General features: G+C 66.9%; 31 protein-coding genes and 1 pseudogene. 18 read left to right on the top strand and 14 right to left on the bottom strand.

The genetic code is table 11. The features are described 5' to 3' along the window. The first annotated feature begins 99 nt into the window (after positions 1-99). From ACWEWT_RS22000 to ACWEWT_RS21980, 5 genes are all read left to right on the top strand, one after another. A complete protein-coding gene (locus tag ACWEWT_RS22000; RefSeq protein WP_452561501.1) occupies positions 100-1269 on the top strand; it encodes an LLM class flavin-dependent oxidoreductase in 1170 nt (389 codons plus the stop codon). A 4-nt stretch (positions 1270-1273) separates the two neighbouring features. After that, positions 1274-1687 carry an SRPBCC family protein gene (locus ACWEWT_RS21995; protein ID WP_452561499.1) on the top strand — a complete coding sequence of 138 codons (414 nt, stop codon included), beginning with the start codon at positions 1274-1276 and terminating at the stop codon, positions 1685-1687. A gap of 91 nt (positions 1688-1778) precedes the next feature. Further along, entirely contained in the window at positions 1779-2312 is a 534-nt protein-coding gene (locus ACWEWT_RS21990; RefSeq protein WP_452561497.1) for a flavin reductase family protein, read from the top strand. Further along, positions 2309-3571, top strand: a complete 1263-nt coding sequence (gene ribA / locus ACWEWT_RS21985) for a GTP cyclohydrolase II (protein WP_452561495.1) — start codon at positions 2309-2311, stop codon at positions 3569-3571. The genes ACWEWT_RS21990 and ribA overlap by 4 nt, the downstream gene beginning before the upstream one ends. Further along, entirely contained in the window at positions 3568-3924 is a 357-nt protein-coding gene (locus ACWEWT_RS21980) for a hypothetical protein (RefSeq protein WP_452561493.1), read from the top strand. Before ribA ends, ACWEWT_RS21980 begins: the two co-directional genes overlap by 4 nt. Here the strand turns inward: ACWEWT_RS21980 and ACWEWT_RS21975 are convergent. Then, entirely contained in the window at positions 3903-4697 is a 795-nt protein-coding gene (locus tag ACWEWT_RS21975; protein ID WP_452561491.1) for a helix-turn-helix transcriptional regulator, read from the bottom strand. The genes ACWEWT_RS21980 and ACWEWT_RS21975 overlap by 22 nt on opposite strands. Before the next feature lie 137 nt (positions 4698-4834). Here ACWEWT_RS21975 and ACWEWT_RS21970 point away from each other — a divergent pair, with 137 nt between their 5' ends. From ACWEWT_RS21970 to ACWEWT_RS21945, 6 genes are all read left to right on the top strand, one after another. Next, complete coding sequence (locus ACWEWT_RS21970; RefSeq protein ID WP_452561489.1) at positions 4835-6424, top strand: fatty acyl-CoA synthetase; 1590 nt, start codon at positions 4835-4837, stop codon at positions 6422-6424. A gap of 45 nt (positions 6425-6469) precedes the next feature. Continuing rightward, a complete protein-coding gene (locus ACWEWT_RS21965) occupies positions 6470-7519 on the top strand; it encodes a 2,3-butanediol dehydrogenase (RefSeq protein WP_452561487.1) in 1050 nt (349 codons plus the stop codon). A 96-nt stretch (positions 7520-7615) separates the two neighbouring features. Further along, the gene (locus ACWEWT_RS21960; RefSeq protein WP_452561485.1) at positions 7616-8134 is read left to right on the top strand and encodes a DUF4232 domain-containing protein; all 519 of its coding nucleotides are present in this window, start codon (positions 7616-7618) and stop codon (positions 8132-8134) included. A 206-nt stretch (positions 8135-8340) separates the two neighbouring features. Further along, positions 8341-8553, top strand: a complete 213-nt coding sequence (locus tag ACWEWT_RS21955) for a hypothetical protein (protein WP_452561483.1) — start codon at positions 8341-8343, stop codon at positions 8551-8553. After that, positions 8466-9071 (top strand): methyltransferase domain-containing protein, encoded by a 606-nt coding sequence (locus ACWEWT_RS21950; RefSeq protein WP_452561482.1) that lies wholly within the window; start codon positions 8466-8468, stop codon positions 9069-9071. Before ACWEWT_RS21955 ends, ACWEWT_RS21950 begins: the two co-directional genes overlap by 88 nt. Before the next feature lie 21 nt (positions 9072-9092). Continuing rightward, positions 9093-9779, top strand: coding sequence for a GAP family protein (locus tag ACWEWT_RS21945; protein WP_452561481.1), 687 nt, complete (start codon positions 9093-9095; stop codon positions 9777-9779). Between the two features lie 164 nt (positions 9780-9943). Here ACWEWT_RS21945 and ACWEWT_RS21940 read toward each other — a convergent pair whose 3' ends face one another. From ACWEWT_RS21940 to ACWEWT_RS21900, 9 genes and pseudogenes are all read right to left on the bottom strand, one after another. Beyond that, positions 9944-10648 (bottom strand): hypothetical protein, encoded by a 705-nt coding sequence (locus ACWEWT_RS21940; RefSeq protein WP_452561480.1) that lies wholly within the window; start codon positions 10646-10648, stop codon positions 9944-9946. A gap of 424 nt (positions 10649-11072) precedes the next feature. Continuing rightward, positions 11073-12530 (bottom strand): aldehyde dehydrogenase family protein, encoded by a 1458-nt coding sequence (locus tag ACWEWT_RS21935; RefSeq protein ID WP_452561478.1) that lies wholly within the window; start codon positions 12528-12530, stop codon positions 11073-11075. A 559-nt stretch (positions 12531-13089) separates the two neighbouring features. Then, on the bottom strand, positions 13090-13434 hold the full coding sequence (locus ACWEWT_RS21930; protein WP_452561661.1) for an NUDIX domain-containing protein: 345 nt from the start codon (positions 13432-13434) through the stop codon (positions 13090-13092). Between the two features lie 13 nt (positions 13435-13447). Then, a pseudogene (locus ACWEWT_RS21925) lies at positions 13448-13783 on the bottom strand (imine reductase family protein); the annotation flags it as partial. A gap of 371 nt (positions 13784-14154) precedes the next feature. Next, positions 14155-14745: a GNAT family N-acetyltransferase gene (locus ACWEWT_RS21920; protein ID WP_452561476.1), complete on the bottom strand. Its 591-nt coding sequence runs from the start codon at positions 14743-14745 to the stop codon at positions 14155-14157. Then, positions 14742-15350 (bottom strand): TetR/AcrR family transcriptional regulator, encoded by a 609-nt coding sequence (locus ACWEWT_RS21915; RefSeq protein WP_452561475.1) that lies wholly within the window; start codon positions 15348-15350, stop codon positions 14742-14744. The genes ACWEWT_RS21920 and ACWEWT_RS21915 overlap by 4 nt, the downstream gene beginning before the upstream one ends. A 296-nt stretch (positions 15351-15646) precedes the next feature. Further along, positions 15647-15865, bottom strand: coding sequence for a hypothetical protein (locus tag ACWEWT_RS21910; RefSeq protein WP_452561474.1), 219 nt, complete (start codon positions 15863-15865; stop codon positions 15647-15649). A gap of 108 nt (positions 15866-15973) precedes the next feature. Then, a complete protein-coding gene (locus tag ACWEWT_RS21905) occupies positions 15974-16654 on the bottom strand; it encodes an NAD-dependent epimerase/dehydratase family protein (RefSeq protein WP_452561472.1) in 681 nt (226 codons plus the stop codon). A 45-nt stretch (positions 16655-16699) separates the two neighbouring features. Next, entirely contained in the window at positions 16700-17608 is a 909-nt protein-coding gene (locus ACWEWT_RS21900) for an SDR family NAD(P)-dependent oxidoreductase (protein ID WP_452561470.1), read from the bottom strand. Between the two features lie 107 nt (positions 17609-17715). On the opposite strand from ACWEWT_RS21900, the gene ACWEWT_RS21895 reads away from it, so the two are divergent. Further along, positions 17716-18282, top strand: coding sequence for a TetR/AcrR family transcriptional regulator (locus ACWEWT_RS21895; RefSeq protein WP_452561468.1), 567 nt, complete (start codon positions 17716-17718; stop codon positions 18280-18282). Between the two features lie 244 nt (positions 18283-18526). Here the strand turns inward: ACWEWT_RS21895 and ACWEWT_RS21890 are convergent, their stop codons facing one another. Then, positions 18527-19063 (bottom strand): DUF3558 family protein, encoded by a 537-nt coding sequence (locus ACWEWT_RS21890; protein WP_452561467.1) that lies wholly within the window; start codon positions 19061-19063, stop codon positions 18527-18529. A 132-nt stretch (positions 19064-19195) separates the two neighbouring features. Continuing rightward, positions 19196-19906 (bottom strand): MarR family transcriptional regulator, encoded by a 711-nt coding sequence (locus tag ACWEWT_RS21885; RefSeq protein WP_452561465.1) that lies wholly within the window; start codon positions 19904-19906, stop codon positions 19196-19198. A 231-nt stretch (positions 19907-20137) separates the two neighbouring features. Between ACWEWT_RS21885 and ACWEWT_RS21880 the strand changes: the two genes are divergently transcribed. From ACWEWT_RS21880 to ACWEWT_RS21865, 4 genes are all read left to right on the top strand, one after another. Continuing rightward, positions 20138-21160: a hypothetical protein gene (locus tag ACWEWT_RS21880; RefSeq protein WP_452561463.1), complete on the top strand. Its 1023-nt coding sequence runs from the start codon at positions 20138-20140 to the stop codon at positions 21158-21160. Further along, entirely contained in the window at positions 21157-21966 is an 810-nt protein-coding gene (locus ACWEWT_RS21875) for an ABC transporter ATP-binding protein (RefSeq protein ID WP_452561461.1), read from the top strand. The genes ACWEWT_RS21880 and ACWEWT_RS21875 overlap by 4 nt, the downstream gene beginning before the upstream one ends. 9 nt (positions 21967-21975) lie before the next feature. After that, positions 21976-22737 carry an ABC transporter permease gene (locus ACWEWT_RS21870; RefSeq protein WP_452561459.1) on the top strand — a complete coding sequence of 254 codons (762 nt, stop codon included), beginning with the start codon at positions 21976-21978 and terminating at the stop codon, positions 22735-22737. Between the two features lie 338 nt (positions 22738-23075). Then, positions 23076-23360 (top strand): GNAT family N-acetyltransferase, encoded by a 285-nt coding sequence (locus ACWEWT_RS21865; protein WP_452561457.1) that lies wholly within the window; start codon positions 23076-23078, stop codon positions 23358-23360. Positions 23361-23420: 60 nt separating this feature from the next. Here the strand turns inward: ACWEWT_RS21865 and ACWEWT_RS21860 are convergent, their stop codons facing one another. After that, positions 23421-24584 (bottom strand): alpha/beta hydrolase family protein, encoded by a 1164-nt coding sequence (locus tag ACWEWT_RS21860; RefSeq protein ID WP_452561455.1) that lies wholly within the window; start codon positions 24582-24584, stop codon positions 23421-23423. Between the two features lie 257 nt (positions 24585-24841). Continuing rightward, a complete protein-coding gene (locus ACWEWT_RS21855) occupies positions 24842-25186 on the bottom strand; it encodes a winged helix-turn-helix transcriptional regulator (RefSeq protein WP_452561454.1) in 345 nt (114 codons plus the stop codon). A 61-nt stretch (positions 25187-25247) separates the two neighbouring features. Here ACWEWT_RS21855 and ACWEWT_RS21850 point away from each other — a divergent pair, with 61 nt between their 5' ends. Beyond that, a complete protein-coding gene (locus tag ACWEWT_RS21850; protein ID WP_452561452.1) occupies positions 25248-26006 on the top strand; it encodes an SDR family oxidoreductase in 759 nt (252 codons plus the stop codon). Positions 26007-26098: 92 nt separating this feature from the next. Continuing rightward, positions 26099-26733, top strand: a 635-nt coding sequence (locus tag ACWEWT_RS21845) for a class I SAM-dependent methyltransferase (RefSeq protein ID WP_452561451.1), incomplete at its 3' end; no start/stop codon positions are given.

Genomic DNA, 26733 nt, shown 5'->3' with positions numbered 1-26733 from the left:
TCCCCGGCCGACTGTCTACTTTCGCGGACTGTCGGCGACAGTGATCCGGCTCATAACGTTACGGCCGTTGTTTCCTCCATCACACAAAGGAGTGGTTTGATGAGCCGCCTGAAATTCGGCACTTTCCTGGCGCCGATTCACCGGCCCGGCCAGAACCCGACGCTCTTGTTGCAACGAGATCTCGAACTGGTCGAGCACCTGGAGCAGCTCGGTTACGACGAAGCCTGGTTCGGGGAGCACCATTCCGCCGGCGCCGAGATCTACGCATCGCCGGAGATCATGATCGCCGCGGCCGGGGCGCGGACGAGCCGGATCGCGCTGGGCACCGGGGTGACCTCGGTTTCCTATCACAATCCGTTGTGGGCGGCCGAACGCATGGTCATGCTGGATCATCTGACCCACGGCCGGGTGCTGTTCGGACTGGGGCCGGGGTCGCTGCCGACCGATGCCGCGATGCTGGGGCTGTCCCAGATCGATACGCGGGAACTGCTCGCGGAGAACACCGAGATCATCATGCGGTTGCTGCGTGGTGAGACGGTTTCGGCCCGGACCCGCACCCATACCCTGATCGACGCGAAGATCCAGATGGCACCGTATTCGGATCCGCTCTTCGATGTGGTGGTCGCGGCGATCGCCTCACCGACGGGTGCCCGACTCGCGGGCAAACACGGGCTCGGTCTCCTATCGATCGCGGCGACACTCACCGCCGACGGTTTCAGTGCGCTGCAACATCACTGGGGCATGCTCGAGCAGTTCGCGGAGCAGGCGGGGCGTTCGGCCGAGGTGGATCGTTCCACCTGGCGTCTGGTCGGTCCGTTCCATATCGCGGAGACCAAGGAGCAGGCCTACCGCGATGTCGAGCACGGTATCGAATACTGGTTCGACTATCTCCAGCATGTGGCCGCGTTCCCGCAGATGGATGTGCGGGGCGAGAACAAGCGCGAGATGATCGATTTCATCAACACCTCCGGTATCGGTGTGATCGGTACAGCGGACGAGGCGCGTGCCCAGGTGCAGCGTCTGGTCGACCAATCGGGCGGTTTCGGCACCCTCCTCGTCCAGGGACACGACTGGGCGAATCCGGCCGCCACCAAACGCTCCTACGAACTGTTCGCGCAGGACGTCATGCCGTGGTTCCAGGGCCAGGCCCAGCCGATGCTCGACGCGGCCGCCCGCGCCGAAGCGGTCCGTGACGGCCAGGCCGCCGAACACAGCCGCGCGGTCGAACATATGACGAAGAAGTACGAAGCCGAACTGGGCAGGGCGTGACGAGATGGCCGAGATCGACGTAGTACAGCAGTTCCCCGTATCGGCCGCGCAGCTCTGGGCCCGGGTAGGAGATCCCGGCGCCGTCGCGGACTGGATACCCGCGATCAGCGAATCACGGATGGACGGGGATATCCGGCATGTGGTGTTCACCGACGGAAATCCGGCGCGCGAACGTATCGTCGAGCACCGGGACGCCGACCGTCGCTACACCTACCGGTACATCGACGGACCCCTGGCACTCGACTTCTACGAGTCGACCATCGAGGTAGCCGAGTCCGCCGACGGAACGTCCGAGATCCGCTGGTGGGCAGAGTTCTCCGCGGAGACCGAGGCGGTCGAATCGGCACTCGCCACGGCCATCGAATCGATCTACACCGGGGCGCTGGCCGAGCTCGCCGGCCTGCTGGCCCGCTCCTGATCGCACCCCGACCGCGGAGCCGGTGTCGCGCACCGATGTGCCGGCACCGTTCCCGGTCGATCCGAACAGTCAGAGGAGAACAGGAGCCACAGTGTCCGATAACGCCGGACCGGCCCTCCGGTCCATGACAGTCGCGAACTCCGCCGGTGTGCGGGATTCGTTCCGTGAAGTGCTGGCGCACTTCTGCTCCGGGGTCGTCGTCATCACCGCACGCGACGAATCCGCGCTTCCGGTCGGGATGACCGTGGGCTCGTTCACGTCCATCTCACTCGATCCACCGCTGGTCGGCTTCTACGCGGGCCGGACGTCCACCACCCTCCCGCATATCGCCGGCCACGGCCGGTTCTGCGTAAACGTTCTCGCCGACGATCAGGATCGGATCGCCCGCGGCTTCGCGGCGAGCGGTACCGATAAATTCGCGGGAATCAGCTGGACCCCAGGTGATTCGGGAGTGCCGCGTATCGCCGGAGCACATGCGTGGATCGAATGTTCGATCACGATGCGCCGGCCGATCGGCGATCACGATCTGGTGGTCGGTGCGGTCGAGGCGCTCGCCGTGACGGAGAGCAGCGATCCGCTCGTCTTCCATCGCTCGATATTCCGCAGTTTGAAGGTTCACTCATGACTCTCGACAGCACAGCAGGGCCCGGCGATACCGTTCGACGGTGTCTCGAGGAGCTGCGGGCGGGCCGGCCGGTGGTCGTCATCGATGACGAAACCCGCGAGAACGAAGCCGATCTAATCCTCGCCGCCGAACACGCCACCGTCGACTCCGTCGCGTTCTTCCTCGAATACACCTCCGGATTCCTCTGCGTGGCGATGGACGAATCCCGGCTCGCCGAACTCGATCTGCCGCAGATGGTGCCCGACCCCACCGACCCGTTGCGCACCGCGTTCACAGTGAGCGTCGACGCGGCCGACGGGGTCGGCACGGGTATCAGCGCGGCCGACCGGGCCCGGACGACGCGACTACTGGCCGCGCCCGCGACCGGGCCGGCGGATCTCACCCGGCCCGGGCATATGATGCCGCTGCGCGCACGGTCCGGTGGAGTTCTCGAACGGCGCGGACATACCGAGGCCGCGGTGGATCTGTGCCGTGCCGCGGGTCTGCGGCCCGCGGGCCTGCTCTGCGAACTGATCAGCGGCGACCGCCGGACGATGATGTCACGTGACGAAGCCCGCGAGTTCGCCGTACACCATCGGCTCGCGGTGGCGACCATCGATGATCTCGTGGCGTACCGCCGAGATATCGGCAATGCGGCGGTGATACGACGATCGCAGGCCCGATTGCCCACGGAATACGGCATTTTCGATATCGTCGTCTACGAGTCGGCATACGACGGTACCGAGCACGCGGCACTGATCAAGGGTGATCCCGGCGCCACCGTACCGCTGGTGCGGATCCACAGTGAATGCCTGACCGGTGACACCTTCGGTTCCCGGCGCTGTGATTGCGGCGCCCAGTTGCGGACGGCCATGCGCGAGGTGACGGCCGCGGACGCCGGTGCGATCATCTACCTCGGCGGCCACGAGGGACGCGGTATCGGACTGGCGGCCAAGATCGCCGCCTACCGGTTGCAGGACACCGAGGGGCTGGACACCGTCGACGCGAATCTGCGGTTGGGTCTTCCCGCGGATGCGCGTGACTACCGCACAGCGGCGGCGATCCTGGCCGATCTGGATATCGGGGAGGCCCGGCTGTTGACCAACAACCCGGACAAGGTCGCCGCACTGTCCGCGGCGGGTATCCGGGTGCGCCAGACGGTCGGGCTGGAAACTGAGCTCACACCCGAGAACAGCGCCTATCTGACGGCGAAGCGGACCCGGATGGGGCACCGCTTGGCTGATACCGCGGTCGCGACGATGCGGATGGTGGCGCGATGACCGACAACACCCGCCCGGCCGGATTCGGTGAACTGATCGAACGGGTCACGGTCCTGCACAACAGCTCGAACTGGTCGGCCCGGTATCGCGATATGGCCGCCGTATGCGGGTCGCCGTCGTTCACCGACGACCGGTCCTGGGCGGCATTCGCATCGGTGAGCCTCGGCGACGAAAGCGATCTGCCCGCGTGGTGCCTGCTCGCCCGCACTCCCGATCTGGATCGGCTGATCGCGCGGGCGATCGAGTTCGGCTGGAGCGCCGCGCCGCCGGTCGCCGGCGGTCACGAGATCCGTGCTGTGCTCGGCGCGCCCTCGGGCCTGACCGTGATCGCCTACACTCCGTTGCCGCGATGACCGGGCCCGCCCGGCCGGCCGCGCCAGAGGACGGCGGTGGCCAGTTCGGCCCGGTTGCGGTGGCCGGTGATATCGAAGATCCGACTGACGTATTTCTTGACCGACAGCTCCGAGAGGCACAGCGCCGTGGCGATCTCCTGATTGCTCAGTCCGTCGCTGACCAGCTCGGCGACCTCGATCTGGCGGGGCGAGAGTCCGGCCAGCGGATCGGCGGCGGGCCCCGGCTCGGCGGCGCTGATCGTGACCGTCCGGACGCGCAACTGATGAGCAAGCAGCCTTATCGCGAGCAGATCGGTCTCGTCCCACGGCCTGATGCGGTCGAACATACCGACCAGGGCCTCCCCGTCCGCGAGCCGCAGATGCATGGCCGTGGCGGAGTGCATATCGTTGGGCGCGAGATAGTCGACCACATACGACCGTTGCGGACGCGGCAGGCGCGCGAGTTCGTCCATGGTGACGAAACCGTTGTCGGTGACCAGCCGCCGGGCCTGCGGGAGCGTGAAGATGTCCTTGTCCCGCCAGCTCTCGCGATAGACCGGGAGCAGCCGCGAGGTCGCGCCGCCGAGCAGCGGTTCGGGGTCCGCGAAGATCTCGGGGTAGGTCCGGCCGTGGAAGAACGTCACGTCCCGGACGCCGAAATGCCGGGATATCGCCTCGGTGAGGGTTTGTTTGAACCCGGCTCCGCCCCCGGAGTCCGTACAGGAGTCGAGCACGGAGAGTACGCCGAGCAGCTGTTTACGAGACAGCGCCTGCTGCCAAGTCTGTGCGGACACGATCACCACCTTGTCGGTGGCGAGACAATACGTCACCCTGCGGTGCACCGGCCACCCTCTAGCAATCGAATAGTACGTGCGAGCGACGGCGCCGCGCCACCACCGCGCACGATCCACCGATCTCCGAAAGGTATCTCGTGACAATTCCGTCTTCGGCCGCCGATATCGGTATCGCGCGCTCGCAGGCGCTCGGAGACATCCCGCGCCGATCGGCCGCCCGTGACCCGGAAAAGGTCGCGATCGTCCACCGTGACACCCGGCTGACCTTCCGGGAACTCGCGGATATGGTCGACCGGGTGGCGGGCGCGCTGTACCGCGGTGGCCTGCGTAAAGGCGATACGCTCGCCATCCTTTCGCACAACTGCTGGCAGTACCCGGTGCTCTCCTTCGCGACGGCACGTATCGGGGTCGTATTCGTCCCGGTCAACTTCATGCTGACCGCCCGCGAGGTGGCCTACATCCTGGACGACTGCGACGCCGATGCCCTGGTGGTCGAAGACGATCTCGTCGGTACCGCGGAGGCGGCCCTGGAACAGATCTCGGCGACCGTCTCCGTACGGGCCTCGATACCGCTGAACGGCCTCGACAGGGCCGGCTGGCCGTCGATCACCGAGTGGACCGACTCCGGCCATCCGTCGCCGCCCCCGATCCGGGTCGAGGACGACGACGTCCTACGCATCATGTACACCTCGGGGACCGAATCACGCCCGAAAGGCGCGATGCACACCAGCAGAACGCTGATGTGGCAGTACACGAGTTGCGCTGTGACCGGCGGAATGTCCGGTGACGATATCGAAGTCCACTCGCTACCGCTGTATCACTGCGCCCAGCTCGACAATTTCCTGCACACCGATATCCTGCTGGGCGCCACCAGCATTGTGCTCGACCGTCCCGAACCCGGCGCCATTCTCCGCGCCGTCGCCGCCGCACGGGCGACCAAACTGTTCTGTCCACCGACAGTCTGGATCTCGCTGCTGAGCCATCCGGAATTCTCGGCCCGGGATATGAGCAGTTTGCGCAAGGGCTACTACGGAGCGTCCGCGCTGCCCACCGAGGTGTTGCGCGAAATCACCACCCAATTGCCGGACCTGCGATTGTGGAACTTCTACGGTCAGACCGAGATGGCCTCGCTGGCGACCGCGCTCCCCCCGGAGGATCAGGCCGCCCGGCCGGGGTCCGCGGGGCGGGCGGCGCTGAACGTGCTCACCCGGATCGTCGACGACGAGGGCCGGTCGCTTCCGGCCGGAGCGGTCGGTGAGATCGTGCACCGCAGTCCGCAGGCCACGATCGGGTATCTCAACCGGCCGGACCAGACCGCCGAAGCCTTCCGCGGCGGCTGGTTCCACTCGGGTGACCTGGGGTTCCTGGACGAAGATGGTTATCTGTGGGTGGTGGACCGCGCCAAGGACATGATCAAGACCGGTGGCGAGAACGTGGCCGGGCGGGAGGTCGAGGAGGTGCTGTTCGAGATCGATGCCGTCGAAGAAGCCGCGGTGGTGGGGGTACCACATCCGCGGTGGATCGAAGCGGTGGTCGCCGTCCTCGTCGCCCGGCCCGGTACCTCGGTCGACGAGGCGCAGGTACTCGCGCACTGCCGGAACCGGCTGGCCGGTTACAAGGTCCCCAAATACGTCGTCGTCACACCGCGGCTGCCCAAGAATCCGAGCGGCAAGATCCTGAAACGCGAACTCCGCGAGCAGTACCGGGATATCGCCGCAACCGGTTGAACCGGTGGCCGTCGTATCCGTCGCTCCAGCAGAAAGAATCCGACAATGAAAGCAGCACGTTTCCACGGCCGATGCGATGTGCGCATCGAAGATATCGACGATCCGGTCCCCGCACCCGGTGAAATCAAGATCCGCAACGCCTATGCCGGCATCTGCGGTTCGGATCTGCACGTGTACTTCGATCCGGACCGGTCGGGACTGGATTTCTCGACACCGCATCCGATCACCGGGGCCCGGCCGCCCCAGGTACTCGGGCACGAATTCTCCGGAACAGTGGTCGAACTCGGCGAAGGGGTCGATGATATCGCGGTCGGCGACCGGGTGGCGGTCTGTCCGGTCTACAGCTGTGGTTCCTGCGCGGCGTGCCGGGCCGGGATGGTGAACGTGTGCCGGTACATCGGATTCCACGGGCTCACCAGTCACGGTGGCGGTCTGGCCGAGTACACGACCGTGCCCCGGTCGATGGCTCACCGCCTGCCGGAATCGGTGGACCTGCGACTCGGGGCACTGGTGGAGCCGATGGCCGTCGCCTGGCATGCCGTCGGCGCCGGCGGAGTACAGCCGGGACAGACCGCCCTGATCGCGGGTGCGGGACCCATCGGTATCGGCCTGTGGTTCGCGCTGCGGGCCCGCGGCGTCGAGCAGGTCGTCCTGTCCGATCCCAATCCGGAGCGCCGGCTCGTCGCCGCGCAACTGGGCGTCCCGCATGTCCTCGACCCGGCCCACGCCGATATCGCCGCCGTATGCGCGGACCTGACCGGCGGTGCCGGTGCGCAGGTGGCATTCGACGCCGCGGGAGTCGGGAGCGCGGCGACGCAGGCACTGGCCGCCCTGGCACCGGGCGGCCGTCTGGTCGTGGTCGCGGTCCACCAGACGAGTTTCGATCTCGATTCCACCCGGCTCGTCTTCGGTGAGCAATCCATCACCGGAGTGCTGGCCTATCTACCGAGCGACTTCGACGAGGTCATCGCCACCATGTCGACCGGTGGGTACAGTACGGCGGGCTGGGTCGAGGACAGCGATATGGACGATGTCGTCGATGCGTTCCATCGGCTCCGTACCGGTGCGGGCACGAAATTGCTGATCCGGATCTGACGCGGCCCGACACACGGCCCCGGCGGTACTTCCCGCCCGCCCCGGCGCGATATCTGTTCCAATGGCTCGGTGATGTATCGAATCTCGAAAGGAACCATGACGTCGATGAAGTGGCGGGCCGCGGGAGCGGCCGGCGCGGTGCTGGCATCGCTGGCCGCGGTCATGATCCCGGCGGCGACCAGTTCGGCCGCGCCGGTCTTGTGCACCGCGGAGACGCTGAACCCGAGCACCCGCGAGCGGCCGTCCGATTCGCCCGGTCAGAGCACGCTGGAGATCGTGCTGACCAACACTTCCACGCAGGCCTGCGCGGTGCAGGGCTTCCCGGGCGTCGATCTGGCGGGCCCGGACGATCCGACCTTCGGCCCGACCTACTCGTTGCCCCGCCAAGAGGTCGATTTCGCACCGGTGGTGGTGGAGCCCGGCTCCGCGGTGAGCAGCGTGCTCACCTACCTGCCGGCGGGCCCGGACGGCTGGGTCCCGGCGACGATCGTCATCACCCCGCCGGATACCACCACCCAGCTGCAGGCCCCGTGGCCGGCGGGGGTGAGCGTGCAGCGCCAGGACGCCGCCACTCATCCGGGCACCTATATCGGTCCGCTGCAACCCGCGTCCTGACCACCCGCTCCGCCGCCGCGCCGACACCGATCGGCGCGGCGGCCCGCCGTTCCGGACCGACCCGGCCACCATCACAAGCACCGCAGCCGTGTGCGGGTTCGTGGAGCCGTTCGGGGACCCCGCGCCCGTAGCGCATCGGAGGGGTCGCCACATCGCCTCGGGAATCGTGCCGGACAGCCCGCCCGGCACCGTCGTATCGTTGCCCGATGCGCGCACGCCCTATCGATCGCCCGGCCGATCTCGACACCGTCCGTGAGTCCTATGACAAGGTCGCCGACAACTACGCCGAGATGGTGGTGACGACGGGAATCGGCGATATTCGCAGCTATCCGTGGCACGAGGCGTCCATCGGTGTCTTCGCCGACAAGGTGCGCGAATCGGGCCCGTGCTCGACATCGGCTGCGGCCCCGGCACAGTGACCGCCTATCTCACCGAACTCGGACTCGACGTAACCGGAGTCGATCTCTCACCCCGGATGATCGAAAACGCGCGCCGGCTCCATCCACAGTGCCGCTTCAGCGTCGGCTCTGCCACCGAGCTCGACCTCGGCGAGGCGTCGCTCGGCGGCGTGCTCGGATGGTGGTCGTTGTTCAACCTCCCGCGCGATATCCTGCCCCAGGTCCTCGCTGTATTCGCGCGGGCCCTGAAGCCGGGTGGGCATTTCATCACCGCTACCCACGTCGGTGACGGAGAGGTGGTCCGCACCGAGGCGTACGGCGGTGTGCCCGTTCACTGGATGACCCACCGATGGCAACCGGAACAGCTCCTGGGCCTGATCGAGCAGGCCGGCCTGCGCCCGGTCGCCGAACTTCGGCTGCCGGCGGACGAACACAGCGGACCCGGGCTGATCGTCATGGCCGAGCGCCACATCCGACAGCTCCCCGGCCGCGCCGGAACCTCGGGCCACCGGTTCGCGGAGTCCGTAGCCGCGATGTGATGCCGTATGTTCGGTCTGGACATGATGACTCTATTGCTGGCAATGGCGGGGCTGGCGTTCCTCGACTCGCTCGACGTGCTGCTGATCGGAGTCACCACCGCGGTCATCATCGACAGTCGGCTGGCCCGCCGCTCGCCGCTGCCGGGCGGACTGGCTTTCCTCGGTGGCGTCTTCGTCCTCACCACTGCCTTCGGCCTGGCGACGGTACTGGGGCTGAACTGGCTCACCGAACTCCTGGACTTCCAGCTGACCCCTACTCTCCGCTTCTGGGGTGAACTCGCCGCCGGCACAGTGCTGCTCGCCCTGGCCTGTGTACGCACCACCGGAACAGCCGCCCCACCGGAGTGGACGATCACCCTGCGCCGGCGGCCCGCCATGCTCGCGCTGGCCGGAATGGCGATCGGCTTCGCCCAGGCCCCGACCGCCATCCCCTACCTCACCGCGCTCGCGATGCTGTCGTCACACCGGCCACCGCCCTCGGGCTGGCCGATCATCGTGGTCGTCTACTGCGCACTCGCCCTGGTCCCGCCACTGGTCGTACTCGCGCTGGCATTGCGTCGCACCTCCCGGGCGCAGCGGACATACCGGTGGGTGGTGCGAACCCTGGCCCGCTTCGGCCCGGTCACCGTCCGGATCCTGTTCGCCGCGCTCGGCGCCGCACTGATCGTCTATGCCCTCGTCTACGCCAGAGCGGAACTGCCTCACTGATCGTCATTGCCCATCACGAGCCGGGCCCCACGTGCCGGCAGCGTAGCCGGGCTCCGCACCTGAAATTTCCGGTGGGACCGGCTCGGTCCGGACGCGCGGACTCGCCGATCCCGGATTCGATCGGGCCCGCCGGCGATATCCGTGCGCTCGCAGCCGGCCGGGATTCAACTCTCCCCCCGGCCACCGCCCCGGCCGCCCACCGTCGACTGCCCGAAGAAGAACCCGAGGATCAGCAGGATCATATTCAGCACCACCGCCGGGACCTCTGTATCGGTGAACATCGCCACCACCATCACCGCGCTGAACCCGATGAGCAGGAACGCGCCGATGAGCACTGCCATCGATTCACGCTGGAGCACTGACCACATATTCGAGCGGCGCTCTTTCAGATCCTGGACCACCTTCCGCAACTCGACCTCGAGCGCGGCATCCCGCGCATCCTCGGCCACCGAAGCCTTCGTCACCACATCGCCCGCCCGCTGGATCTGATCCGCGACCATCTGCCTCGCGACCGGGTCGTGGATCGCGGAATCGGCCACGTGCTGGATCCGGTCGAGTTCACGCCGCGCCGTCGCGTTCCGGAGCCTCGCGCGCAGTTCCTTGCGGATATCCGCGAGCCGGCGCAGCATATAGGTCTCCCCGACCACATCGGTGACGCCGTTGCTGTCGGTGATGTCGAAAGGTCGGCGGTTCTGCCGCGGAATGATCTCCATCATGTTCTCGACCCGGGACAGCCACGCCGCGAGGTCGTCCGGCGGGGCACCGTCCAAGGAGCGGGGGATCCCGAGTTCTTTCTCGATATTGCTACGGACGGCCTCGCGGTTCTCCGGCGAAACGTCTCGTTCTTCCCGCGACTCTCTGCGACCCAATGGATTCCTCCCACACCAACCCGTGCTTGCCGGACCAGAGTACGGGTCCCGGCGCCGATCGGGTGTATCAGATCGGCACTCGCGCAACAAATCCCGGGATGGGCCGCGAGGCGATGCGGGACGGCGCCGGTCCGCCGCCGAATCCGAGGCAGACCCAGGAGACGAGCGGCACGATCAGTAGTGCCGCCGCGCGTTCGCGGAGCCGAGCTCAGTCGGTGAACCCGAAGAACACGATCCATCGCGACGCCGCCCGCAGGTCGTCGACCATCCGGCAGGCGGCTGCCCTCCATCCGGGAAACAGGCGAGTGCGCAAACCGAAGCCGGCCCGGAACCGCGGGAGTTCGGGTGCTCCGGTGCTGAGCACGCGCCGCGACCCGACTCGTGTGTGAGCCGGGCCGCGGTCCGGTCGCCTGGGCGGATGGGTCTACATCTGAGCCCAGACGTACTTGTTCTGCAGGTAGGTTTCGATGCCGGCGCGACCGGATTCGTGGCCCCACCCGGACTGCTTGTATCCCCCGAACGGCACCGAGTGGTCGAACACCATCTGGCAGTTCAACGAGACTGTTCCGGCCTGGAGCTTTTTGGCGAGCCGGTGCGCGCGGCCGAGGTCCTTGGTCCACACGGTGGCGGCCAGGCCGTAGGTGCTGTTGTTGGCCAGCGCGACGGCTTCCTCTTCGGTGTCGAACGGCAGGATCGTCACGACGGGGCCGAAGATCTCTTCCTGGAACAGCCGGCTGGTATCGGGGTTCACGTTGGTGGCGACGGTCGGGTGGACGAAGTATCCGGTCCGGTCGACGCGTTGGCCGCCGGTGACGTACTCGACGCCGTCGGCTTTGCCCTGGTCGATGTAGCCCAGTACCCGGTTGAGTTGTTTGGCGCTGATCAGCGGGCCGATCATGCTGCCGGCTTCCTTGGGCCCGCCCAGTTCGAGATTGTTGCCGAGCTGGGCGATTCCCTCGACGACGCGTTCGTAGACCGCGCGCTGGGCGAAGATCCGCGAACCACAGACGCAGGCCTGTCCGGAGTGGATGAAGGTGCCGAATCCGGCCATGGTGACGGCCATGTCGAGATCGGCGTCGTCGAAGATGACCACCGGTGATTTGCCGCCGAGTTCGAGGGTGACCTTGTTGAGATTGCTCAATGCCGAGGCCTTCACGATCTCCCGCCCCACCTCGGTGGATCCGGTGAAGGCGACCTTGTCCACGTCGGGGTGGGCGGTGATGGCCGCGCCGGTGGTGTGCCCGTAGCCGGTGAGCAGGTTCACCACTCCATCCGGAACGCCGGCCTCGGTGAGGATCCGATCCAGCACCAGCGCGGACAGCGGGGTCTCTTCGGCCGGTTTGACCACGCTGCTGCAGCCCGCGGCCAGGGCAGGGGCGAGTTTGGCGCAGAAATTGAACACCGGCCCGTTCCACGGGAAGATCAGCCCGACCACGTCATAGGGTTCTTTGATGCTGTAGGCGTGCATATGGGAGGGCACGCCGGTGAGACCGCCGGTGTTCACGTCATGGGCGATTCCGTCGATCTTGGTGCACCAGCCGGCGTAATAGCGGAACCACTCCGAGCCCACACCGACGATGATCTGCGCCTGGGCCTCGGGGATGCCTGCGTTGAGTGATTCGAGTTCGGCGAGCAGGCCCGCGTTCTCGTCGATGAGATCGGCGACCTTCCACAGCACCTTGGCACGCTGGTAACCGGCCAGGCCCTTCCACACCTCGGAGGCGGTCGCTTCCTTGGCCCGGGCGACCGCGGCGTCGACGGCTTCGGGTCCGCAGTCGGTGAACTCGGTGATCTGCTGCTCGGTGACGGGATCGATGATCGGGATCACCTCACCGGTCCCGGGGCGCTCCCTGATCTCGTCCAACACTTTCTGCACCGACATCGTTCATCGCTCCTCGCGCTCGCGCGGCGTCGCCCGGGACCCCGTTCCATCCGGAATCCCGAATGTGCGGCAATCAACACGATATCGACCCGCATCCACGGACTATCAATGTCTGTAGTCCCGCATACGCGGAACCACATCAGCGAGAATAACACTCTCCATAAAAGAAAACGACAGTTCCGGATACACTCCTTCGCGAGGCCGAAGGGAGAGGCAAGTCAATGGGTGATCCAGACCGGGACAAACGGCGGCCGGGCCGGCAGCGATCGGGCTCGGATGACCGCACCCGATCGGGCGCAACCTGCCGGTCAACAGCTTCGGGCCCGGCTGCACCCGCTGCGGATGCCACCGTGATGATCCCGACGGCGGCCACGAACTCGCCTCGAGCAGCGCGCCGACAGGTTTCTCGCCGATCTATCTGGTCGGCGTCGGCGCCGACGGGCAGCCACCAGCAGTGACGGTGCCGGCCCGGGTGCGGCGAAACACGCTGCTCATCGGGCGTATCGGGGCCGGCCCCGCCGCGGTATCGAGGCCTGTCCGGCAGTCACGGTGCCAGGGCTCACGGGTGGGCGATCGGTATCGGACCTCGGTGTGTGTACCGGCCGAACGCTTCGATGCTGTCCGGTACGAACCGGTGCCGGCGGATCAGATCGGGCAACCGCGTGTCCGGTACCCAATCGTGCCAGGCGATCTCGGAGGGATCCGGGGTGATGTCGCCGCCGATGACGATTTCGTGCAGCCCCAGCCAATAGGGCGCGATCGCGCCCCGGCACCGGAATTTGAACAGGAACCGCGGCCGGCCGGTGATCGTGAGCTCCTCGGCCAATTCGCGGGCGGCAGCTTGCTCGTAGGACTCGCCGACCGCCGGTGGCGGTGGCCATGGCCGCCACCGCCCCGTACAAATCCGAATGCTGCGCGTATGGCAGGAACCGTTCGATCGGTTCGCCCGAGCGATCGATCATCGCCAGTGCTTGCTCGAACGCGAGCAGCCCGGAGAGGAACACGGAGAGGACGGCCTGGTAATACAGCTGCGCAATCCGCACATCCCCGCCCAGGTACTCGGGTCGGCCGAGCGGGCGCAAGCAGCGAACCCACGCCCCCACGGGCAGCGCCGAATTCCTCCATGGCGATGACCTTTTCCGGGCTGCGGTTCCAGACGGTGACCACGGGGTCCGAAGCACGCAACCGCTCGACCATCGCCTGCGCCATCGGGCCCAGACGATGACCGTTACCGAACGGGCTGCTAGAGACATGAATGTGTGTCCTCAAAGTGGGGTTGGGGATCGGCTCGGCGCCGAACCCGATGCCTGCCGCCGCGGACAACATCGGGCAACACCACACTTCGAGATTCGGTTACTTACCCCGAGGTTCGGAACAAGCTCAGAAAGACGCGAATCCGGAGTAAGTGGTGTGAATCACCCACTCGACCGCAGTCTCCACAACTCGTCTCGCCCAACAGGTGACAACCCGTCGTCCCGCACCGAACCATCCACGCCGACATGTTCATCCGCGCGGCGGTGCAGTGACCGGTTGAGCTCGAGATCAATTTGTGAACAGCGCGAGCGGAAGGTGCTTCGCTCGGTTGCGGGCGCGCGGTCGGCCGGACCTCGCGCCGCGCGCGAAACTAGGCCTTCTCCAGGTGGAGTGAGACGTAATGGCCGAAGCCCGCACGGCGCGCGAAGCGGACGGGTCGTCGCTGGTATTCGGCGAAGCCGAACTTGCGGTAGAGGCTGAGCGCGGGCGCATTGGTGTCTTTGATCTCGCGCAGGATGAACTCGTCGTAGCCGGGAAGGGCGATGATGTGCCGTATCAGTGCGGTACCCACCCCACGTCCCTGGTGGGCCGGGACGGTGGTGACGAAGGCGATCTCGGCCAGTCCCTCCCGCGCCTCATCGGGTGCGCCGAGGAATTGCGAGCGCACGATCGGATAGCTGATGGTTCCGTGAAGGAGCCCGAGGTGGCGGCGGAACTCTCGCGGTCGGGGTGCGAAGCACTCTTGATCACCGGTGGTGACCGAGGCGACGGCAGCGGGTTCACCGTCGACCGAAGCGACGACGAATCGCTCCAGCAGGAGCATGTGCTCGAACGCCGCGGCCAATTTCTCCGGGTCGGAGGAGAAGAAGGCGAAGTCTTCGGCGAATCCCCGCACCAGCACCTCGGTGATCCGGCGGCGGTAGCTCTCGCCCAGCGTGTCACCGTGTTCGATCTCGATCATCCAGTTCGTCCTTCTGTCAGCAGTTTGAGTACGACGCCGGCATCCGGGGCTGTGAACCCTGCACCGAGGGCGATCCGAATCGAGGTGAGGCCGCCGAGCATCGCGAAGTAGCAGGTCGTGAGTTGAGCCGGATCACCGCGACCGAACTCGCCGGCCGCTTGGCCTCGACGGATCAGATCTTCGAAAGCGCGCCACATCGAGCGGTGGGCGGCGTGGAGTCGAGCAATCGATGCGGCCGGGGTACCGGCGGTGACGCCTTGGTTGATGACGATCATGAATTCCGCGGCGCCGTCGTCGGCACTGAGACCGGACAGGTACCGGACGGTGAATTGCCGGATCGTCTCGACCGGTCCGGCTGGGCCGGACAGCTCCTGGGTCAGGGCGACGAGACCGGTCAGCGCCTGGTCGAGCAGGTCGGCGTACAGCGCCTCTTTGGTCGGATAGTGGCGGTAGATCGTGCCGATACCGACGCCGGCTTCGACCGCGATATCGCGGATGGCCGATGCGGCGTACCCGCGCCGGGCGAAGACCCGCACGGCCGCGGTCTGCACCGCGCTCCGTGTCGCCGCGGTCAGGGCCGCACTCTGCTCAGCGGTGCGTGCCACGTCTCCCCATCTATGTAATGAACAAATGTTCATTACATAGTAGCGCACAGGGCATCAACGGCCGGACTACCCATCGCTGAACAGCGATGATCGCGACGCCGGATGTCCGAGAATGCGTCAATTGACGAAGAGTGCTGGAGCTCAGGGCCGTCCAGAGTGTCGGCGTGGTGACTACCGACTACGAGCCTGGTGATGTCGTCCTTTCCCGGGCGGCCCGTTCTCGGGCCTGTGCGGCGTCGTGCGCGAAGTCGACGCCCGGATTCGGAGCTCCGCCCGGCCTTCTACGAGGGGCCCGCTCATCGGGCAGGCGGCGTGCTACGAACTCGCCGGCACGCCATGACCGTCGGGTTCGACGAGGTCGAACTGATCCAGATGCCCCAGCAGGTCTGTTCGGCGATCATCGAAGAGTAGTCAAGCGTGAAGGATGTCCCGAACGGCAATGCCAGAATTCGATACAGGCGCTGGACATCGGCTTCGGTGTAGCGCACCAACTCGATGTGGTCGTAATGATGCAACGTCCGGACCGTCGATCCGGCCGCGGTCGCGAGCGGCCACGCCGAACCGAACAAGCCGAGTGGGGATGCCCGCACCCGGTTTCCGCTGGGGCGCGGCGGGTTCCGAAGTCAGGCGGGCAGGTTCGGTTCGGCGGCGATTTCGTTGATATCGGCGGTTTCCAGGACTCGCCGGTGTGCGCCGGCGCGGGTGACCTCGAGCATGGCTTCGCCGATGCGCAGGCTGGAGGTGACATATCGTGGCGCTACTCGCCGGAGCAGCGGGGCCAGCGGTGTGACGATCCGGTAGAGCAGCACGTATGGCTTGGTTTTCGCCGTGGTGCCGGGAAGCGGCAGAATGAACGCCGGCCGGAACATGTATGCCCGGGAGGTGAGGTCGAGCAGGGCGTTCTCGACTTCTCCTTTGATCCGGGCCCACATCATGCGCGAGGTGCCCGTACCGTCGGTGCCGGCACCGGAGACGTAGCAGAAGGCGAGGTCGGGATCGGCGGCCAGTAGCGTGCGAGCGGCGGCGAGGGTGAAGTCGTAGGTGATAGTGCGGTAGTCGGTTTCGCTCATGCCCAGCGCCGAGGTGCCCAGACAGAAAAAGCAGGCGTCGTAGCCGGTGAGCCGGGTCTGCAGGGCGGTGAAATCGGTGAAGTCCTGGTGATCGATCTCGTGCAGTTTCGGATGGGTGCGGCCGGTCGGTGTGCGGCCGATGGCGAGGACTTCGGTGACCGCGTCCTCGCGCAGGCATGCTTCCAGGACTCCTTGGCCCACCATGCCGGTGGCGCCGAAGATGATGATGCGCACTGTGTTCCTCTTGCTCGTGGGGTCGTGTAGTTCGTGGCGCCGAGGTCAGTCGATGGAGTAGGTGACGCCGGTCAGTTCTTCGGAGACCTGCCACAGCCGCCGAGCCAGATCGGTGTCGTGGGACTGCTTGCTCGATTCGACGCGGATGGGATGGCCCTGGATACCACCGGAGCCACTCGGCCCGTAGTACTGCCCGCCCCGCACCTCGGGGTCCGTCGCGGCGCGCAGCGTGGCCAGGGCGCCCATGCGCGCGGACTGCGATATCAGTTTGATGGCCGGCACCCGCAGCACGGCGGGCAGGTGGCGGCCCAGCTCGGTGTTCGCCCCGCCCGGGTGGGCGGCGACGGCGAGCGTATCCCGCCCGGCGGCGGTCAGGCGGCGCTGCAGTTCATAGGTGAACAGTAGATTCGCGAGCTTGGATTGGCCGTAGGCGCCGACGCGGCTGTATCCGTTGTCCCAGTTCAGATCGTCGAAGTGGATCGCGGCCCGGATACGGTGCCCGATACTGCTGACGGTGACCACCCGCGACCCGGCCACGGCCGTCAGCCGGTCGAGCAGCAGGCCGGTCAGGGCGAAATGCCCGAGGTGGTTGGTACCGAACTGCAGCTCGAAACCGTCGCTGGTCTTCTCCTTCGGCGGATACATCACCCCGGCGTTGTTGATCAGCAGATCGATACGCGGATACACGGCCTTCAGCTCCGCTGCCGCAGTGCGGACCCCGGCCAACGATCCCAGGTCCAGCTGTTGCAGTTCGAGGTGTGCGCCCGGGATCGCCGCGGCGATCCGGTCCACCGCGGCCTTGCCCTTGTCGAGGTTGCGCACGGCCAGCACCACACGGGCGCCCTCGGCCGCCAGCGCGGAAGCCGTTTCGAAGCCGAGCCCGGAGTTCGCGCCGGTCACGATCGCGGTGCGACCGGTTTGGTCGGGGATATCGATGGTGCTCCATTTACCCATGACCGCTCCTCGATAGAATCGAACCGGGGCGAGCGCCCCGCTTATGTTCGACTATACGGAACGCGCGCCCCGTTTGCCGGTGGGGTGGCGCACAGGAGGTGACTTCGATGGGCGACCCCGCCAAACCGCTACGCGCCGACGCGGCCCGCAATCGGGAACTGGTGCTCGAAACCGCGTACGCGACCTTCGCCGCCGAAGGGCTGTCGGTCCCCATCGACGAGATCGCCCGCCGGGCCGGTCTCGGTGCGGGCACCATCTACCGGCACTTCCCCACCAAGACCGCCCTGTTCGCCGCGGTGATCGAACACCGCCTTCAGCAAATCGTCACCGCGGGCCGCACTCTGCTCGACGCCGGCGAACCCGCGCAAGCCCTGTTCGGGTTCATCCGGGCCATGGCCCTGGACTGGGGTGCCGCCGATCAAGGCCTGACCCAGGTCATCGCAGGCGACGGTATCGACCTCGACGAACTCGCCCCCGACGCCGAAGCCCAATTCCTGACCCTGCTCGGCGAACTCCTCACCGCCGCACAACAGGCCGGCACCGCCCGACCCGACCTCACGGTCCGGGAGGTCAAAGCGATCACTGTCGGCTGCCAAGCCGTGCAGAGCCACACCCCCGACGTCGCCGACCGCGTCATCGACCTCATCCTCACCGGACTCCGCGCAGAGTCCTGAGCCGCAAACCGGGCGGCGTTCGGCGAAGGCCGGCTGCGGACAAGTACGAGATCGTCGAGGAGGCGGAGACGAAGCGGTATTTCGATCGGGTCCAGTTCTTCACGCCCGAACGACTCACTGCGGAGTCGAACGAGGCCGGACCAGCTCCCGTCGAGATACTCGGCGACGTCGCCGGCGCTCCGTATGACTCTGCTGCGCGCCAGTTCGCTTCCGTCTCCGGATTCGCGCGCTGAAGGAGATCGGTTCAGCTGCTCGGGAAATACTTCTCCAGATCCGCGGCATGGCGGCGGATCCGCGCACATCCCTCGGCCGGGTCGATCGGTGAACGCAGGATGGGCTTGAACGTAGTCGCGCTCCCAGCGGATATCTCGACAATGGTGTCGCAGCCACCGCGGGTGCCCGGTTGCTCGAAAGCGCGGCGGGTGCAGATGGACAGCGGGGTGACCGGACCCGCCTCGGAGCGTCTCGAGTACGTGTCGTCATAGGTGTAGCCGGTGGATATGACGACGACGCGGTACCCCGGTGGGTCCGATTCCCATGAGCATGCCTGAATATCCTCGTAGTCGAGAAAGTGGTCTCCGGTCTTCGAATTCAGATCGGTGCCGGAGAGCGCGGCATCGGACAGGGCGCAGGGAAGCCACGCGGGTTCCGGGATGATTGTGCTGGTAGGGGTCGGCGGCTCGGCCGGCTCGAGCTCCGATGCCGGGACCACGCATCCGGTGGTACACAGAGCCACGCCGGTCGCCAGGCACACGCCGCGCAGCTTCTTCGTCAGGTTCATCCCGACCCCCGCGACCTACTCCGTCGATGACCAGTTCTTCGTAGCAGATCGCGGTGCGCGTCGCACTCCGATTCGATTGCGTAACAAGCAACCACGCGCGATCCCGGTTGCCTGCGTCCAGGAGTCGGCGAGTCATTCCGGGTATGCGCCGGGCGCGGTGCGCCAGTGTTGCGCGGACCGGATGATGTCGGTGCCGATGTGCTCGAGAAACCGGGCTGCTGCCGCGAGGCGGTTTCCGGCAGGGGTGTCGGTGCCGAGCGCGTTCGCGCCACGGAGCGCGGTGGCGGCGAGACGCTGGTTGGCGTGGGCGCTGGCCAGGACGGTGCGGTATCCCGCGTCGTCGTCTATGAAATAGCGCTGGCGTCTGCTGGTGGCGTCGCGGCCGCGCTGGAGCAGGCCTTGCTCTTCCAAGAGTTTGACAGCGTGCGACACCGTGGCGGCACTGATTCGAAGGTGCTGTGCCAGTTCAGCGGCGGTGCGGCTACCGGTCTCCGAGGTGTACAGGCAGGCCATGACGGCGGCGGCGGTGCGTGGTACGCCCGTCTGGACCAGGGCGGCAGCCAGGTCGTCGGCGACTGCGGTCGTCGTTTCGGGGTCGGGTCCGGCGCGCCCACTGTTCGGTTGCGACGCGCCGGTACTCGGCCGGCGCCGCGCACGGTGGGTCGTGGCCAGCTGTGCCAGGTCCGCGCGATAGCGGCCCGGACCGCCGTTGCGCGCGACTTCGCGGCTGATCGTGGAGGTGGGGCGGCCGAGTCGCCGGGCGATTTCGGCGTGATCCAGTCCCCGTATCAACCCGGCGGCGATCTGCTGCCGGTCTGTTCCGGTCAGTCTGCGTCCCGGCATTGCCCGCCCTCTTGTCCCGGTGGTCCACGCGAGTATGCGCGGGAGCCTGAGTAGTTGCAACACCGATCGGTTCGTACGGCATTAATCGGCATGGTCATTGCAACTCTCAACAGGGCATTGAGCAGCGTAGATATTATCAATCGCCCGTGCTGTGGCTGGTTTCTGTTTTTCCTTCTGCTTAATTTCGAAGTGCCGGACACCGCGTTCGGCAGACAAGTGAGGAACGCAGCCGTGCGAGCACGAGGTATCACCTATGACACAGGTTTCTCTCCCGGCGGGCGGAGTACCCGGCCGGCTTTCGATCCCGGCGCGGCGCGGCGGGAGCTACGCGTCATCGCCGATGAGCTGCACTGCGACGCGGTCCGGATCACCGGCGATGACCCCGAACGCCTGAGCGTCGCGGCACGGCACGCCGCCGACGCCGGGTTGGAGGTCTGGTTCTCCCCCTTCCCCTGTGAACTGTCCGCCGCGCAGCTGCTGCCGTATTTCGCCGACTGCGCGGATCGGGCCCGATCGGTAGGAGCCGAGGTCTTCGTCGCCGGCTGCGAATGGAGCCTGTTCGCTGCGGGCTTCCTGCCGGGGCTCGACACCTTCGCCCGGATCGAGTCCTTCACCAGCGGTGAACCGGCGGCCCTGACTGCCCTCGCCGAGGCGAACATCCGGATCAACGCCGCGCTGGCCGAGACCGCGTCCACGGTGCGCGAGCGTTTCAGCGGCGAACTCACCTACGCCGCCGGCACCTGGGAAGATATCGACTGGTCCCCTTTCGACATCATCGGCGTGGACGCCTACGGCGACCCCGCGGACCCCGCCTACCGGGCGGGCCTACGAACACTGCGCGAACAGGGCAAACCGATCGCCGTGACCGAGGTCGGCTGCTGCACCTACCAGGGTGCGGCCGAACGCGGCGGAATGGGCTGGGCGATCGTCGACCACGACGCCGATCCACCCCACATCGACGGTGACTACGTCCGCGACGAAGACGAACCGGCCCGCTATATGCGCGACCTGTTCCGACTCTTCGAAGAAGAATCGGTGGACTCTGCGTTCTGGTACACCTTCGCCGGCTTCGACCTTCCCCATCACCCGGACCCGCATCTCGACCTCGACCTGGCCTCTTTCGGCGTATGCAAGGTCATGCCCGACGGCACCCTCGCCCCGAAGCGCTCCTTCCGGACACTCGCCGAGATCTGTCGGCGACCGGCAACGCCGTCCAGCGCGCCACCGGAGCAGGAACAGAGGACCGTTCGATGACCGGACGGCACGCGCCGGCGATCCGGGTACAGGGCCTGGAGAAGGCCTACAACAAGTTGGAAGTGCTGCGTGGCGTGGACTTCGAGGTCGAGCGAGGCAGCATTTTCGCCTTGCTCGGCTCGAACGGCGCCGGCAAGACCACGATCGTGCGAATCCTGTCCACATTGCTCAGAGCCGATGCGGGCACAGCCGCAGTGAACGGGTTCGACGTCGCCACCCGACCGGGCGATGTGCGCAAATCCATCAGTCTCACCGGGCAATTCGCCGCCGTCGACGAAATCCTCACCGGCCGCGAGAATCTCGTACTGATCGCGAAATTGCGACACGTGTCCGGCGCGGACACGGTCGCCGGCGATCTGCTCGAACGTTTCTCGCTCACCGAGGCGGCTTCGCGGAAGGTGGCGACATACTCCGGAGGCATGCGCCGCCGCCTCGACATCGCCATGAGCCTCATCGGCGACCCACCGGTCATCTTCCTGGACGAGCCCACCACCGGGCTCGACCCCCGGGCACGCGTCGAGGTGTGGCAGGCGGTCCGGGAGCTCGCGGAGAGCGGCACCACAGTACTACTCACCACCCAATACCTGGACGAGGCCGAACAACTCGCCGACCGGATAGCGATCCTGCACCGGGGTCGCGTCATCGTCGACGGCACTCTCGCCGAGCTCACACAACTCCTTCCGCCCGTCGAGGTCCGATACGTCGAGAAGCAGCCGAGCCTCGAAGACGTCTACTTCGCCCTCGTCGGCGACGGAGATATCGAGGGCGCCCCCGGTAACGACCGCCGCGCGGCGGAGACGAAGTAGGGAATCGATATGACCACGCGTTTCTTCGCCGATACCGTGCTGCTTCTGGGGCGATCCCTGCGCCACATCACGCGCAGCGCCGACACCATCATCACCACGACGATCATGCCGATCGCTTTCATGCTGCTGTTCGTCTACGTCTTCGGCGGCGCGATCGAGTCGGGATCGGAGCCGTACGTGCAGTATCTGTTACCAGGCATTCTGCTCATCACTGTCGCTTCGGGCATCGCCTACACCGCGTTCCGGCTGTTTCAGGATATGAAAAGCGGCATCTTCGAGCGGTTCCAGTCCATGCCCATCGCACGATCGTCCCTCCTGTGGGCCCACGTGCTGACTTCGCTGGCCGCCAACCTGATTTCGCTGGTGGTCGTAGTACTCGTCGCCGTGCTCATGGGTTTCAGGTCAGGCGCCGGAGTACTGGCCTGGCTCGCGGTCGCCGGCCTCCTGGTCCTGTTCACCCTCACGCTGACCTGGATCGCGGTCATCCCCGGTTTGACCGCGAAGACCCCCGACGGCGCGAGCGCATTCTCCTATCCACTGATCTTCCTGCCGTTTCTCAGCTCGGCTTTCGTACCCACCGAAACCATGCCGGGACCCCTCCGCGCCTTCGCCGAGAACCAGCCGGTGACCTCCATCATCGACGCCATCCGTAACCTGCTCAGCGGGCAGCCGGTCGGCCGCGATATCTGGATCGCCACCGGCTGGTGTGTCGCTGCCCTCCTCCTCGCCTACCTCTTCGCCACGGCCATCTATCGCCGCAAGATCTCCTGAGGTCGATATGCGGGCACAAGGCCTCAGCAGACTGATGTCGAGGATCCGTGACACGCTGGCAAGAGACTTCCTGGGTCTCGGGAGATCCCCATCTCTTCCCGAGCGCACCACCGCGAGCACCCTCCGGAGGGCGGAGCGTCGCCACAGCGACAGCGAGCGATCCGCGGCAGGACAGATCGACCACCGAGAGGACGGCCCATGGACGGGCGGCCTTCTCGATATCCGTTCCAGAACAAGGCAGAGCGATTCCGACGTGTACGGAAACAACACAGCGGCGATGTGGGCCGCAACCCTCTTTCCAGCCGTACCAGCGCGGACAGAAGTTACCTCCGTCGCTGGTGCAGTTGCCGGCCTGGCGAATATGGCTGGCACGCATCGATCGCGAGCCGGTCGGAGCGGCCTGCATCTACTATGACGGCAAAGTCCTCGGTGCCTACTGGGTGGCGACTCTTCGCGAGCAACGGTTCAAAGGCATTGCCCGCGGACTCATGAGCACGGCGTTGGCGGCGTACCCGGACAGTCCGGCGACCTTGCTCGCCACCGCGGCCGGACGGCCGTTGTACGAGTCGATGCATTTCGGGACCGTTCGCGAGGTGACCTGGGTCCGCGGCAAAGCCTCCTGACGTGCATGTGGCCGCTGGTGGTAACAGACGGTCCGGGTAGCCGGGGGCCGCTCCGGACGGTTATGGAACCGGAACCATTTCCGGATGCAGCAAGGTGCCCGGTTCCTGGATGAGCTGGTCGTATCGACCCAGGGCCGTGTCGAAGAAGCCGCGTAGGTAGGCGTTCTGCAGGCCGAGGGAGAGATTCGGATCGATGGTGCCGACCACCTGGGACGCGATATCGGCGGGGAGGAGATGTGCGGCCACCAGTGGCGCGGCGATGAGTTGGTTGTCGCAGAACGAATGATGCTGCGCGCCTTCGAGCCGAAAATGGACCTTCGGTCCGCGCCCGGTGGCCCAGAGCTGTTGCCAACTCGGTACATCGTCTCGGTTTCCGCCGTCACCGCTGATCAGCATGAACGGGCGGTCCAACCCGTCCGCTACGGCCGAACCCCACAGGTGGCCGTCGAGATCGGCTGCGGCCGCGATCCGGGGGTCGTCGTGCATTGCCTGGGCCGCGGTAGCGCCGCCCAGGGAATGTCCGAACATCACGACCTTCGACATATCGAGTATCCCGGGGAGGTCCACGGGCAGCGGGGGCCCGCCGACGGCCGGGTTGTTCCCCGCGGCGATATCGGCGACCTTGTCGAGCACGAACCGGGTGTCGGCCACCCGCGTCGTCAACGCGGTGATGATCTGGGCCTCGGCCGCGGCGGGGTCGGCTGCCGGCGGCAGCACGCTCTGTTCGATCCGGCCGCCGGGGAATTCCGTCGCGGCTGCTTCGTACGTATGGCTCATGGTGACGACGACGAAACCGTGGCCGGCGAGATCTTCGGCCTGCGCGGTGCTGATTTCACGCGGCATGCCCAGCCCCGGTGAGAACACCACGACCGGGCGGCGCCCGCGGGACACCTCCGCGGCCGCACCGATATGCCCGTGACCGGGCGCCCACGTCCATCGCTTCTCCGGCGAGGCACCGATCTCGACCAGGCCGGCGTCATATATCCGGGCGACGCCGGGCGAGAGCCACGGCCGCACCGGAACATCCGCCGTATCGGTGGCGGGATACCAGACACTGACCATCAGCTCACGCGGATCGGCCGGGCTGTACGGATCGGGCCGCGCGGTATCGACCAGGTGCAGATCCACCACGCCGACCGCTTCGGCGCCGGCCGGCTCCGGCAGGGTCAGGAGCACCGAACCCGGCGGCGGCGAATCCGGTTCGGCTCGGGCGACGACACCCATCGGCACGGATACCAGTACGACCAGAACACACGCGAATCGAAAAAGAATCTTCCACACAACGCTTCCCCTCCCCAGCGCCTCGAAGTGCCCACCTTCGGCCGTCGCAGTCTAACCCCGGCCCGAGGCGGAAGCCGCGCGAACGAACACCGTGATCCGACCGGCGGGGAGCGAATCCGCCGAACCCGCGCGGCAATCGGCCCCCCGGACGCTGCGGGTCACCGTTGTGGTTGTCCCGGCAACCGAGCTCGCGAAGTGGTTCAGGGCCAACGGAACTCGTGGGGCCGATCGGTCCAGATTTCCGACCAGTTCCACAGCGGTTGCAGGGCTTCCCCGAGGCGAACTCCGGCGATGGTCAACTCGTACGAGCCTTTCGGGCCGTGCTTTTCCAGCAGCCCGGCCGCCTGGAGCTGCTGGAGCCGGTTGGACAGCATGCTCGACGAGCAGTTGCCCATCCGCCGACGTAGTTCCAGGAACCCCAGCGGGCCGGGTTCGAGCTCCCACACCACTCGCAGCATCCACCGCTGCCCCAGCAGGTCGACGGCCGCCAGGATCGGTGCGTTACCGGACTCGTCGGCCGGCCCGCGATCAGTTGCGCTTCTCATTTCGAAGCACCATAGTTGCTTCTCGATCAGAAGCATCACGGCCGAGCGAGGGGAACACCCGATGGACCGAGCGGACACGTCGACCCGAAGAATCGTGCTGGTAACAGGCGCCTCACGCGGTATCGGAGCCACCACCGCCCAGCAATTGGCCGCCCCGGACACCCATGTCCTGGTGAACTACCGCGAGAAGATCAAACGAGCGCAGACGGTGGTCGACGCGATCAACGGTGCCGGCGGCAGCGCGTCGGCGGTCGGCGCGGACCTGTCCGACGACACCGCGGTCACCGAGATGATCGACCACATCCGCGACCGGTACGGCCGACTCGACGCACTCGTACTCAACGCCTCGGGGGGACTCGAACGCGGCGCCGACCCCGGTTACGCCCTTCGCCTGAACCGCGACGCCCAGGTCCGGCTCGCCACCCTCGCCCTGCCGCTCATACCGCCCGGCGGGCGGATCGTATTCGTCACCAGCCACCAGGCGCACTTCCACCTCGGCGGCGGTCCGCTGCCCGACGGGTACGAGCCGATCGCCGCGAGCAAACGCGCCGGCGAGGACGCCCTGCGCGCCCTCATCCCCGAATTCACCAACCGCGGAGTCGGGTTCGTCGTGGTCTCCGGCGATATGATCGACGGGACGATCATCATCCGGCTGCTGGAACGCCGGGATCCCGACGCGGTCGCCGCCCGCCGAACGCACGGGCCACTCCCCACCATCGACGATTTCGCCGCCGCCATCGTCACCGCGATCGACACCCCCGCGACCAGCGGGCACACCTTCCTCGTCGGCGGGCAGGACTACCGCACCGCGCTGCGCTGAACCGCCGCGGTGAGGCGCACGAACCTGCGAGTCGACCCGCGCCGTGGGCACGGCAGCTGCGCGACGGAAGCCGTCGGCGTACCGTCGAGTTTGTGAGCAGGGACGCCGTGCCGGCGGCAGCGGTGGAGGGCTCGGGCCGGTGGGCCCGGGTGTTCGCCGTGCTGTACGACCCGCTGCTGTGGCTGGGCGAGAAGTCGGGTATGGGTGCGCGTCGGCGGGATCTGCTCGGGCGGGCGCGGGGGCGCACTGTCGAACTCGGCAGCGGTACCGGCCTCAACCTGCAGTACTACCCCGACAGCGTCGACGACTTGACCCTGACCGAACCGGAGGCCGCGATGCGGGTGCGGTTGGCGCGACGGCTGCGCGGTAACGGGCGCGGGGCGCGTGTTCTCGACGCCCCGGCGGAACGACTGCCGTTCCCGGACGAATCCGTGGATACGGTCGTGTCGACGCTCGTATTGTGCACCGTCGACGACCCCGGCCCCGTGTTACGGGAGGTCGAGCGCGTATTACGCCCCGGCGGCCGGCTGCTGTTCCTCGAGCACGTACGTTCGCGGTCGCCGCGGCTCGCCGCGTGGCAGGACCGCCTCGCCGGCCCCTGGCAGCGGTTCGCGGAGGGTTGCCACTGCAACCGAGCCACCCTCGAGCTGATCCGGGCGCACGGGCTGGCAGTCGGCGACGTGCAGGAAGGCACGTGGCGACGTATGCCGCCGATCGTGCGGCCGCT

The sequence above is a fragment of the Nocardia sp. NPDC003963 genome (assembly GCF_053605105.1).
This window is presented reverse-complemented; position numbering and strand designations above follow the sequence as displayed.